The sequence below is a fragment of the uncultured Roseibium sp. genome, from assembly GCF_963675095.2.
In the GTDB taxonomy this organism is placed as follows: domain Bacteria; phylum Pseudomonadota; class Alphaproteobacteria; order Rhizobiales; family Stappiaceae; genus Roseibium.
This window is the reverse complement of record NZ_CAXXSJ010000017.1, coordinates 62,324-73,835: the sequence shown is the minus strand read 5'-3', so window position 1 is coordinate 73,835 and position 11,512 is coordinate 62,324. Positions and strand designations below refer to the sequence as shown.

Annotated in this window: 11 protein-coding genes and 1 pseudogene; 5 read left to right on the top strand and 7 right to left on the bottom strand. The window is 62.1% G+C overall.

The features are described from left to right. Window positions 1-25: 25 nt before the first annotated feature. The 4 genes from ABIN98_RS06950 to ABIN98_RS06935 all read left to right on the top strand — a co-directional run bounded on the left by ABIN98_RS06950 (window position 26) and on the right by ABIN98_RS06935 (window position 3,910). On the top strand, window positions 26-760 hold the full coding sequence (locus ABIN98_RS06950; protein ID WP_394701457.1) for an SURF1 family protein: 735 nt from the start codon (window positions 26-28) through the stop codon (window positions 758-760). 100 nt (window positions 761-860) lie between these two features. Then, window positions 861-1,691, top strand: a complete 831-nt coding sequence (locus ABIN98_RS06945; protein ID WP_346908634.1) for a DUF3883 domain-containing protein — start codon at window positions 861-863, stop codon at window positions 1,689-1,691. Between the two features lie 115 nt (window positions 1,692-1,806). Next, window positions 1,807-2,223 carry a universal stress protein gene (locus tag ABIN98_RS06940; protein ID WP_346908632.1) on the top strand — a complete coding sequence of 139 codons (417 nt, stop codon included), beginning with the start codon at window positions 1,807-1,809 and terminating at the stop codon, window positions 2,221-2,223. Window positions 2,224-2,269: 46 nt separating this feature from the next. Continuing rightward, window positions 2,270-3,910, top strand: a complete 1,641-nt coding sequence (locus tag ABIN98_RS06935; protein ID WP_346908630.1) for a BCCT family transporter — start codon at window positions 2,270-2,272, stop codon at window positions 3,908-3,910. A 79-nt stretch (window positions 3,911-3,989) separates the two neighbouring features. Here the strand turns inward: ABIN98_RS06935 and ABIN98_RS06930 are convergent, their stop codons facing one another. Further along, window positions 3,990-5,300 carry an NADP-dependent malic enzyme gene (locus tag ABIN98_RS06930; protein WP_346908628.1) on the bottom strand — a complete coding sequence of 437 codons (1,311 nt, stop codon included), beginning with the start codon at window positions 5,298-5,300 and terminating at the stop codon, window positions 3,990-3,992. Between the two features lie 63 nt (window positions 5,301-5,363). Continuing rightward, on the bottom strand, window positions 5,364-6,227 hold the full coding sequence (locus tag ABIN98_RS06925) for a helix-hairpin-helix domain-containing protein (protein WP_346908626.1): 864 nt from the start codon (window positions 6,225-6,227) through the stop codon (window positions 5,364-5,366). A gap of 238 nt (window positions 6,228-6,465) precedes the next feature. Here ABIN98_RS06925 and ABIN98_RS06920 point away from each other — a divergent pair, with 238 nt between their 5' ends. Continuing rightward, entirely contained in the window at window positions 6,466-7,836 is a 1,371-nt protein-coding gene (locus ABIN98_RS06920) for a hypothetical protein (RefSeq protein ID WP_346908624.1), read from the top strand. Between the two features lie 99 nt (window positions 7,837-7,935). Here the strand turns inward: ABIN98_RS06920 and ABIN98_RS06915 are convergent, their stop codons facing one another. The 5 genes and pseudogenes from ABIN98_RS06915 to ABIN98_RS06895 all read right to left on the bottom strand — a co-directional run bounded on the left by ABIN98_RS06915 (window position 7,936) and on the right by ABIN98_RS06895 (window position 11,492). Next, window positions 7,936-8,688, bottom strand: coding sequence for an FCD domain-containing protein (locus ABIN98_RS06915; protein ID WP_346908622.1), 753 nt, complete (start codon window positions 8,686-8,688; stop codon window positions 7,936-7,938). 50 nt (window positions 8,689-8,738) lie between these two features. Beyond that, window positions 8,739-9,374, bottom strand: coding sequence for a phosphotransferase family protein (locus ABIN98_RS06910; protein ID WP_346908621.1), 636 nt, complete (start codon window positions 9,372-9,374; stop codon window positions 8,739-8,741). A 118-nt stretch (window positions 9,375-9,492) separates the two neighbouring features. After that, window positions 9,493-9,645 (bottom strand): annotated as a pseudogene (locus ABIN98_RS06905) (phosphotransferase family protein); the annotation flags it as partial. Window positions 9,646-9,760: 115 nt separating this feature from the next. After that, window positions 9,761-10,969: an acyl-CoA dehydrogenase family protein gene (locus tag ABIN98_RS06900; protein WP_346908619.1), complete on the bottom strand. Its 1,209-nt coding sequence runs from the start codon at window positions 10,967-10,969 to the stop codon at window positions 9,761-9,763. Between the two features lie 58 nt (window positions 10,970-11,027). After that, window positions 11,028-11,492 carry an SDR family oxidoreductase gene (locus ABIN98_RS06895; RefSeq protein ID WP_346908750.1) on the bottom strand — a complete coding sequence of 155 codons (465 nt, stop codon included), beginning with the start codon at window positions 11,490-11,492 and terminating at the stop codon, window positions 11,028-11,030. Window positions 11,493-11,512: the final 20 nt, after the last annotated feature.

Sequence of the window (11,512 nt, the reverse complement as noted above, 5' to 3'; positions counted from 1 at the left end):
AAGCCTTCCGGAGAAAGGCTGTCACGTGAACGCTGAAGACAACAAAGACGAAAGGCCCGCCGGATCCCGGCGGGCCCGTTTTGTGTTTGCCGCCGGCATGCTGGTCCTGACGGCTACCTTTACTGCGCTCGGCATCTGGCAGGCTCAGCGGCTCTTCTGGAAACTGGACCTGATCGCCAGGGTCGAAAGCCGCGTCCACGCCGCTCCGGTCCCCGCTCCTACCGAATTCGAATGGCCGGCCGTCACGGCGAAGGACGACGAATACCGCCACGTAACCGCAAGCGGCACCTATCTCGACACAGAAACCCTGGTGCAGGCGGTGACCGAATACGGTGCAGGTTTCTGGGTGATGAAGCCGCTCCGGCAGGACGACGGAACCATCATTCTGGTCAACCGCGGGTTCGTTCCGACCGACAGAAAAGCCCCCGCCGACCACTCCCGTCCGACCGGCCCCGTCCAGGTGACCGGCTTGCTGCGCATGAGCCAACCCGGCGGCGCCTTCCTGCGCTCCAACGAACCGGCGGCCGGACGCTGGTACTCCCGCGACGTTGCCGCCATCGCCGCAACGGACGACCTGACAAAGGTCGCCCCCTATTTCATCGACGCACAAGCAGGACCATCAGACGGATCCCTGCCCATGGGCGGCCTCACCGTCATCAAATTCCGCAACAGCCACCTCACCTACGCGCTCACCTGGGGCGTGCTGGCGCTGATGTCTCTCGCGGGGTTTGTTTATGGGGTGTGGTCCGGGAAGCGGTAACATGACCATTCGGGCAACACCCAAGAATTCCATCAGCCAGCAATTTTGAAATGCATTTTCCGGCATGACACGGGTCGAGTGTCAGAATAACCTGGCAAACATGAGCTCAGACGATTGGTCAGATACGGAAAACGACGCCGTTGTGGCGTCCTATTTTTCGATGCTCAATGATGAGCTCTCGGGACGTTCCTACAACAAGGCTGCGCAGAACCGATTGGTCCAAGAACAGATCGGGCGCAGCCGCGGCGCGATTGAATTCAAACACTGCAACGTTTCCGCAGCAGCCAAGGGTTTTGGACTGCCCATCGTCAAAGGCTACCAACCCCGTTTCAACTTTCAGATGGCTCTTGCGGAAGCAATCTCACGCTGGCTTGCGCTGCATCCGGATTGGGAAACAGCTGTCTATCGCCCCCATCAAAGCGGGATGGCGGAAACTTCGTCCTTGTTCGTCGGTGTCGCCCCAACACTCCGGAACACGCCTCCTCCGGAGGAACTCGAAAAAATGCAAGCCGTCGCCCGACGTTTCGACGTTGCCGGTCGGGATGAACGCAACAGAGTACTCGGCCGAGCTGGTGAGGAACTCGTATTTCACCATGAGCGTTTCCAGCTTCACCAGCAGGGGCGCGGCGATCTCGCAAAACGCGTTCGCTGGGTTTCCCAAGAAGACGGCGATGGTGCAGGCTACGATATCTTCAGCTACACGCCCGAAGGCCGCGAGCGCCTGATCGAAGTGAAGACCACAAACGGTTGGGAACGTACTCCATTCCATATCTCGCGAAACGAACTGGAGGTCGCCGAGGCCCGGCGAGAGGACTGGCACCTCTTCCGTCTCTACGAATTTGCTCGATCCCCAAAGGCCTTCGAATTGCGCCCCCCGCTTGACGCCCATGTGACACTGACTGCCACCAGCTTTCAGGCAAGCTTCCAATAAACAAGCAGCAAACGAGCGACGGAACCCAGCGTTTCCACACCTCCAACGTCCCCCTCATGGACATCGCCCTGCCCCTCGCGTAGGCTCCCCATACGGAAACGTGAGGATAGAGACGATGTTCGACACGATCATGGTTCCGGTGGATTTGCGTCACGCGCCCGCACTGGGCAAGGCGTTGACCATCGCGGCCGATATGGCAAAGGCTTATGGCGCGGAGGTGATCTATGTCGGCATCACCAGCCCCGAGCCAGGCGAATTGGGACACAACCCCGCCGAATACGACCAGAAGCTGCAAGCGTTTGCACAAGAACAGGCGCAGTCCCGCCAGCTCAAGGCGCGGGCACATACGATTGTCGCCAACGACCCGGCCATCGACATCGACCGAAAGCTGAGCGAGGCGGCCGAGGAACTCGGCGCCGACCTGGTGGTGATGGCGACCCATGTGCCGAACCTGACCGACTACATCTGGGCCTCACACGGCGGCCACCTCGCCAGCCACTCGAAGGCATCGGTCTTTCTGGTCCGCGGCTGAACGCCGCATTAAAAGCACAGACCCACACGAATGACAGGAGCTGCACATGTCCGATTCTGAAGAGGTCGCAGGCATTCCCGTCCCGGAAGGACAGACGGAACTGATCGACACCGATTACGAAATCGGACAGGACAATATCGAAGGCCAACTCGGCCCCTTTGGCTTCGACGTCCACAATCCCGTATTCATGGTTTCGGGGCTGACAATCGTAGCCTTCGTTTTCTACGCCCTGGCGCTGCCCGAACAGGCGGGCGCGCTTTTCGGCTGGCTCAGACCGTGGCTGACGTCCACCTTCGACTGGTTCTTCCTGGGCGCGGCCAATATCTTCGTGCTCTTCTGCCTGTTCCTGATTGTCAGCCCCTGGGGCAAGGTCCGTCTGGGCGGCAAGGACGCGACGCCCGACTTCACCTACACCGGCTGGTTCGCCATGCTGTTCGCCGCCGGGATGGGCATTGGCCTGATGTTCTTCGGCGTTCTTGAACCCGTCTATCACATGGCGATTTCCAGCCCGCTCGGCACACCCTCTCCCTTCGATGCAGACGGCAACCTGATCGCCGAAAACGTGGATCGTGCGAAGGAGATGGGGCTGGCCGCGACGATCTATCACTGGGGCCTTCACCCTTGGGCAATTTACGCCGTCGTTGCCTTGGCGCTCGCGCTGTTTTCCTTCAACAAAGGCCTGCCGCTAACGATCCGGTCCGCCTTCTATCCGATATTCGGAGACCGTATCTGGGGCTGGACCGGCCATGTGATCGACATCCTTGCGGTCTTTGCCACGCTCTTTGGTCTGGCAACCTCTCTCGGCTTCGGCGCGCAGCAGGCCAATGCGGGCTTGAATCACGTGTTCGGCGTACCGATCAGCGTCCCGGTGCAGGTTATTCTGATTACGGTTATCACCGGCGTCGCCCTGTTCTCGGTGCTCCGCGGTCTCGACGGCGGGGTGAAACTGCTGTCGGAAATCAACATGGGCATCGCCGCCCTGCTCCTGCTCTTTGTCCTGTTTGCCGGGCCGACGTTGCTGATCCTGACCGATTTCGGACAAGGACTTCTTGCTTACGGCCGCGAACTGCTGCCTCTTTCCAACCCGGTAGGCCGGACGGATGATGCCTACCGTGCCGGCTGGACCGCCTTCTACTGGGCCTGGTGGATCAGCTGGTCGCCCTTCGTGGGCATGTTTATCGCCCGGGTGTCGCGCGGGCGCACGGTGCGCGAATTCATCGTCTGCGTGCTGCTGATCCCCTCCCTCGTCTGCGTATTGTGGATGGCCGTCTTCGGCGGCGTGGCGCTGGACCAGGTCATCTCAGACCCGGCAACCTCGGCGGTAAAGGCACAGGTGATCGACAACTACAATCCCCCGCTGTCGCTGTTCGCCATGCTGGAGGGACTTCCGCTCTCGTCGATCACTTCGGTGATCGCGATCATTCTCGTGATTGTGTTCTTCGTCACCTCGTCGGATTCCGGCTCTCTGGTGATCGATACGATCACGGCAGGCGGCAAGGTCGACGCCCCCGTCCCCCAGCGCGTGTTCTGGGCTTCCTTTGAAGGCGCAGTCGCCATCGTTCTTCTGGTCGGAGGCGGCTTGAGCGCGCTGCAGGCCATGGTGATCTCCACCGGTCTGCCCTTCACACTCGTGCTGCTCCTGATGTGTTGGGCAATCTTGAAGGGTCTGCGCGCCGAGCCGATCTGAAACGATGGGTCGACCGCCACGGATTCCGGACAGGGCCGGCGCTCTGCAGCACACTGATACCGCTCGTGTTCCGCAGGCGTTACTCCACCGCCGCCAGCGCATTGAGCCGCCGCGCCGCCTGTATCCGCTCCAGAGCGCTGTCCTTGAGTGACTGAAAGTCCCTTGCCCGCCGGGCGATGCCGGCACGGACTGCCTCTGAGCCCACGGCTGCCGCAATCTCCACCGCGGCATCCAGATCATCTGTCGAGCAAAGGATTGCCTGTTCGCTCAGGCCTTTTCTCCGGGCGACTTCGGACAGGGTCACGGCCGCGGCGATCTGCATATCCTCGGTGATCGTTCCGGCGCGGACGTCAAGTACGCCCCTGAACAGCCCCGGAAACACCAGCGAGTTGTTGACCTGGTTGGGAAAGTCGCCGCGCCCGGTGGCAACGATCCGTGCGCCGGCCTCCTTCGCCGCATCCGGCCAGATTTCGGGAACCGGGTTTGCGCAGGCGAACACGATGGCATCCTGAGCCATGGTTGCGATGGCAGCGGCCGGGAGGGTGTCAGGCCCAGGCGCGGAAAACGCGATGCAGACGTCCGCACCCCGCAGTGCTTCGGTGATGCCCCCTTCCAGCCCGGTCCCGTTGGTCTCGCAGCACACCTGCCACTTTTCCCGCATATCCACCTGCCGATCCTCGATATCGTGCCGTTTGCCCGAAAGAATGCCCTTGCTGTCGACGGCGATCAGTCCATCCAGATCCGCGCCTTTTGCCTTCAGCAACCGAAACAGGGCCATATTCGCAGCACCGATACCGACCAGCACGATCCGCGTCGTTGCGATGTCCTTGCCGACGATCTCCAGCGCATTGAGAAGCCCGGCAAGCGCGACCGTGGCCGTGCCCTGCTGATCGTCGTGCCAAACCGGTATGCTCAGTTCCCGGCGCAAACGCTCAAGAATGCGAAAGCACTTCGGTGTGGAGATGTCTTCAAGGTTGATGCCCCCGAAGGACGGGGCAATCGCCTTCACCGCAGCGACAATTCCGTCTTCGTCGTGAACGTCGAGGCAGATTGGCACGGCATCGACGCCGCCGAAATGCTTGAACAAGAGCGCCTTGCCCTCCATCACCGGAAGGGCGGCTTCAGGACCAATGTTGCCGAGACCGAGCACGCGCGAACCGTCGGAGACCACGGCAACGGTATTCCCCTTGTTGGTGTAGTCAAAAACCGTTTCCGGTTCGACCGCGATTACCCGGCTTGGCTCGGCCACGCCCGGTGTGTACCAGATCAAGAGATCCTCATGAGAGGCAATACGCCCTTTCGCCGCGATCTGGATTTTGCCGCCGCAGGCCTTATGCCGCTCCAACGACCGGCTATTGATGTCACGATCCGGCTGCTTATTCGCACTCATGCTGCACTCCTCCAATGCAGGAAACAGGCTACCCGCTGCTCTCCTGCGCGGAATTGAGGAATGTCAACCGGGGTCAGCCCCGTCGAAATAATGCTGCCGGCATTCGGCCTCACGGCCGCGGACGACCCGTCTACCTTCCAGTGGGCCGCGGGTCTCGGTGACGACCGTGCGCTGGTGCTCCGGCCCGTCGGAGCGGCTGAAATAGATCACGACCCAGTCATGGGTCCGCCCGAGATCATGGGCCAGTGCCGAGTTTGAATAAAGAGCGGTAAACGACCACTCGTCCCGATCGGCATGCAGGATCGGCAACCAGGCTTCGCCGGTCGGGTTGAAACGACGCGGCGCGATCTGCCGGAGGTCTCCAGCCGCTGCCCTGTCGCGATAAAGCGCGTCGACCTCAAGCAGCGACGCGACCGTAGGCTCTTCGTGGTCCTCCGGGCTGCGCCGCCGGCGGCGGGCCAGCATGGAGCCAAGCATGGCGCGGATCGAGGCCGCCCGCCGGGCGCCGATCCCCGGGACCTTTTCCAGACGGCCGTCATGGGCTGCAATTTCCAGGGCTTCCAGCGTATCGATATGGAGTTCGTCGTGGATCGCACGGGCGGTCGACGGGCCAATTCCCGGGATGGTCTGGAACACCGCTTCAGGTTCGGCCTCCCCGCGCATCCGCTCCAACTGGATCCAGCGTCCGGTGGCAACCATTTCATCGATGGCGCGTGCCAGGCGGGTTCCGATATGCGGCAGCCTGATCAGACCTTCGAGCCCCTCCCGCTCCAGAATACCCGCCGGATCCTCGGTCAGGTTGCGAACGGTTTCCGCGCCCATCCGGTAGGCGCGTACGCGAAACCGGTCCGCGGCCTGGGCTTCGAGAAGATCCGCCGCTTCGAGCAGACGGTCGACTATCTGGTCACGCGCCAACTGGTTTTGCATGATCTCTGTCCCGTTCCGACAACATCGAACATCAAATTCGAGGATGGGCTTTTCAGTTCCGTATTTCCAGAGCCTGTGACCAGTTACACCGCACACAAGACAATATTGACCACGGTCAAAGGAAAAGCGCATTCATTGCGCTATCATTGTTTTAGGAATTGCAGACTATTTTGCGCAGCCAGCTTCCAATTTGCGCCAGGAGAGTTTGGAACGGCGCCTGAATCAGAGGAAATCCAAGATGGCCAAAAAAGCGGTGAAAGAAAAGAAGAAGTCGCCTTCAGCAAAAAAGGCGAATGAGAAAAAGAAACCCGCAGCCAAGGCTAGGGATCTTGAGAAGGAAACCGTCAAGTTCCTGAAAACCATTGAAAAAAAGGAAGCGCAGATCTCCGACTCCGTCAGAACGGCGGTTGCGGAAAAGATGCGCGCAGGCGGCGAGATTGCCGGCGATCTTCCGAAGAAGGTCCAGGACATCGTCTCCGGCGTCCTTGCCGGTGGGCCGAAAGCCGGCAGCAGTGTTCTGATCGCCGCGAAGGCGGCGGCAAAAGGCGTTGTGCTTGGTGTGGCCGATGTCGGCGAGGACGTCTACAAGGCCGCTTCGGCGACCGTAACGTCGATCGTCTCCAAAACCTCCGCGGCCGGAGGCGATACCGGATCAGCGGTTTGGCACGCCCTGTCAGGACTTGCCGAAGCCGGTAGCGAGATCGGCGCCAATGCCGGCAAGCTGGTCGAATCCGGCGCGGCCGGCGCCATGCATGCGGCAACCGACTTCACTGCCTCCACGGCAAAGGTCGTCGAGGAAGGTGCAGCCCGTCTTTCCGAAGACATGAAGAAAGTCGTCGGCTCTCTTGTGACCATCTCCGAGCCGGAAAAGACCGGGACGACAACAGCGGCCAAACCGGCGGCTGCCCCGAAGGCGAAAACCGCCTCGACCGCCCGCCGCGCACCGGCTGCCCGCAGAACCACGGCCGCAAGAAAGCCTGCGGCAACAACCCGGAAGCCCGCAGCGACGAAGGCAGCCGCGAAACCGGCAACGGCCAAGCCTGCAACCGTGAAAGCGGCGACCAAGCCAGCGACTGCCAAACCTGTTACGGCGAAAACGCCTTCCAGGGCAGCGACTGCCAAGGCGCCCGCAGCAAAGCCCACGGCAGCGAAAGCGCCGACGAGGACAGCAAGGGGCAAGCCTGCAGCTGCGAAACCGGCTGCTACCAAACCTACCGCTGCAAAGGCACCCGCAAAGCCTGCGGCAACCAAACCTGCAACGACAAAGGCTGCTGCCAAACCGGCCGCTGCCAAGCCCGCGGCGGCGAAAGCGCCGGCCCGGACCACAAGGGCTAAGCCTGCTGCCTCAAGAGCGGCAGCCAAACCTGCGGCAACAAAGGCAGCGGCAAAGCCGGCTGCAGCCAAGACCGCTGCGGCGAAAGCGCCGGCACGGACCACAAGGGCCAAGCCCGCTGTAACGAAGGCGGCGGCCAAGCCGACGACCGCGAAACCGGCAACTGCGAAAGCGCCTGCAAAAGCAGCGGCATCCAAGCCAGCTGCCACAAAGGCACGCCCCGCATCAAGACGAGCCAAGCCGGCCGCCGGTTCGACATCGGCACAAAAGAAATAGAAGGGAAATTGTTCCCTAATCCAGCGAAAGCACGGACAACGATAAAAGGCAGTCTCGTCCACCGGGCGAGGCTGCCTTTTCATCTTACCTTCGGCGATATCAACCGCGCATGGGGAGCGGCGCAGTCATGTCGAAGCCGCCAACTTCGTAGCCGCGTTTGAAATCCTCGATATGCCTCGCCGCCCAGCTTTCGCTGTCATCCGCATTGCCGTCGGTAATCGCATGGGCAATTGCCTCGTGGGCCGCCAAAAGACGATGGCGCGCCTGGGGAACCCTGGCGTAGAGATCGACGGTTGCAGAATAGAGAAGCTGTCCGATCGGTGCAGTGGCGAGAGACAGGACCGGGTTGCCGCCGGCTTCCGCGATCAGCCCGTGGAATTCCACATCCGAACGAATGATGAAGGCGTCGTCGTCCAGATTGGCCTTCAGCTCCGCCACGTTGACTTGAAGGGCATCCGCCTGTTCGGGCGTTCTGTGTTCGGCGGCAAGCCGTGCAGCGAACGGCTCCAGCTTCATCTGCACGTCCCACAGCTCCAGAAAGCTTACCCGCATCATCCGCATGGCGCGGGTGTTCACCTTGGTGATGACCTCGGGCTCGGGCGTGGAAATGACCAGGCGTTTGCCCTCACCCCTGCGAACCAGTGCCGCATTTTCAAGGGCTCGGATCCCTTCGCGGACGGTCGACCGGTTGACGCCGAGCATTCCGGAAAGCTCCGCTTCGGTCGGCAACAATTCGCCGACCTTCAGCCGGCCGGCTACGATTTCCGTCTCGATGGCCTTGGCGACCCGGACATAACCCGGATCCTTGTCGATCTGCCGCAGTATCGCTCGTCCCTCCTTTTGATCCCGCACCGTCCATTCCTCCAGGAAAGCTTGTGACTATGATCCGGAGCCAGCTGCCGTCAAGCAGCTGTGGGCGGCGTCTCACCCAGCGCCTCCCAGGCACGGATGGCAAACCGGCGGGCGAGCGGACCGAAGCGCGCGGCTTCCGGGTCCGATGCGGTTCCCGCAGCTGCCCGGTCCGCGATGCCGACAAAGATCACCGCAAAACGGAAGAGCGCGAAAGCCACATGGAACGGCTCCGGTGCCGGAACGTTTGGCAGCACCTCGCGATAGCGCGCGACGAATTCCGCTTCCGTCGGAATGCCTTCGCTCTCTTCACCCAGGATCCCGCCATATTCGTCCGGCGCCGTGTGCCACGGCATGCAGCAGAATCCCAAATCCGCCAACGGGTGCCCCAGGGTAGAGAGTTCCCAGTCAAGAACCGAGATCACCCGCGGCTCGCTCGGATGAACCAGCATGTTGCCCAGCCGGAAGTCGCCATGGGCAATCGAGACGAGACCGTCGTCCTCCGGCATTGCCTCGGCAATACGAGCGGCCAGTTTGCTCAGCACCGGCTCCGGCTTGGAGGGTGACGCTTCGAGTTGGGAGGTCCAGCGGTGGATCTGACGGGCGAAGTAATTGCCCGGCCGGCCGTAGTCGCCCAGACCGATATCGGCGGGGACAAGCCGGTGCAGCTTTGCCAGCGTCTCCGCCATGGAGAGATAGAGCGCGCGCCGGTCTTCTGGCGAAAAAATCCGGCAGGCGGCAATCGTTGAACACCCGCCCCTCGACGAAATCCATCAGGTAGAACGGCGTCCCGAGGATCGCCGCATCGTCTTCGTAGAGCACCGGCGCGGGAACGGGCACATCAGTAGCGCCAAGCGCCGTCAGCACCCGGAACTCCCGGTCGATGGCGTGGGCGCCGCGCAGGATCTCGCCATTGGGCTGTTTACGCAGGACCATTTTGCGCCCGCCGTAGTCAACCATATAGGTCGGGTTCGACTGGCCGCCGCCGATGCGGGTCAGCGAAAGCTCCCCCGCACCGAAACGGTTCTGCAGATAGCCATAGAGCGCAGCGGGATCAAAATCGGTCTCGCTCACTCTAAGCCTCCGCGACAGGCCACTGGAAGAAGCCGCGTCCTTCGCTTGCCAGATAGCGGTTGAGGACCATCTGATGCACCTCATCCGCGCCGTCGACCAGACGCGCCTGGCGGGCATAACGGTAGATCCATTCCAGGACGGTGTCCTTGGAGTAACCGCGCGCGCCGTTGATCTGGATGGCGGTGTCTGCGGCCCGGTACAACAGGTTGGCAACATGGACCTTGGCCATGGACACTTCCTTCTGGGCGTAGCTGCCCTGGTCCAGTCCCCAGGCGGCCTTCATCACCAGCAGACGGCCCACCTCGATATCGGCGCACAGGGTGCCCAGCATGATCTGGACGCTTTCCCGGTCCGCCAGCTTGATCCCGAAGCCTTCGCGGCGGGAGGCGTATTCCGTGGCGATCTCGACGCAGCGCCGGGCAAGACCGAGCCAGCGCATGCAGTGGGTCAGACGCGCGACACCGAGCCGGGTCTGCACGACCTTGAGCCCCCGCCCCTCCTCCAGAACCACATTGCGGCTTGGAATGCGCAGCCCGTCGAAGGTCATCTCGCAATGGCCGCCATGTTCTTCCGGCCCCATGATCGGAATGCGCCGGGTGATCTCCCAGCCCGGATCGTCTTTGTGGAACAGGAAACAGGTGTGGCCCCGCCGCGCATCGTCGGAGGTGCGGGCGACCAGAATGAAATGCTCCGCCTCGTCCGCGCCGGTGATGAACCACTTGTGGCCGTGGACCACATAGTCATCGCCGTCTTTCCTGGCCACGGTCTGCATCATGCCCGGATCGGAACCGCCGCCCGGATGGGGTTCGGTCATGGCGAAGGCAGATCGGACCTTGCCATCCACGACCGGCTTCAACCACCAATCCTTCTGCTCATCGGTCCCGAGCGCCTCGATGACCATCATGTTGCCGTCGTCGGGGGCGGCCGAGTTGAAGGTCACCGGCCCGAAGATCGAGCGGTTCATTTCCTCATAGCAAACGGCCATGCCGACACGGCCGACGCCCCGGCCGCCGGTTTCGGGCGCAAGCTGCAGGCACCACAGGCCCTGTTCGCGGGCCTTGGCCCGCTTGGCGGCAAGGACATCCAGGCGGATGTTTTCATGCGGGTCGAAGTTGGCGCGGTCGGCTTCGACCGGCAGCAATTCGGTTTCGACGAACCGGGCGATCTGTTCGCGAAGGCTTTCGATATGCGCAGGAATCGTGAAATCCATGGTGGTCCTCACAGGCTGGAGACAAGATGGCCGCCGTCGACGGCGATTACTGAACCGGTCATGTAGGCCGCCCGTCCGAGCACAGCAGCCGGAGCGGCGCATCGAGATCGGAGAGTTGGCCGAGACGGCGCTGGGGAATGCGGCGGATCAGGTTCTGCCCGGCTTCCGTCGCGAAGAAATCGGCATTGAGCGGCGTTTCGATATAGCCGGGGCAAAGTGCGTTGACCCGAATGCCGTAGCGCGCCCATTCCAGGGCGAGCGCCTTGGTCAGTTGAACCACAGCTGCCTTGGAGGCTGTGTAAGCGGCAACCCCGCCCGCCACGCGCAGCCCCAGGATCGAGGCGATATTGACGATCGCTCCTCCGGTGTCCTGCATACGCAGGGTCGCCTGCCGGGCAACGTGGAACACGCCCTTGAGATTGGTATCGACAACACTGTCGAATTCCGCAGGCGGAGTACGCAAGGCCGGTCCGCCGCCGCTGATGCCGGCGTTGTTGATCACAACGTCGATCCGCCCCTCGATGGCCGCAAAGCCCTCTTCAA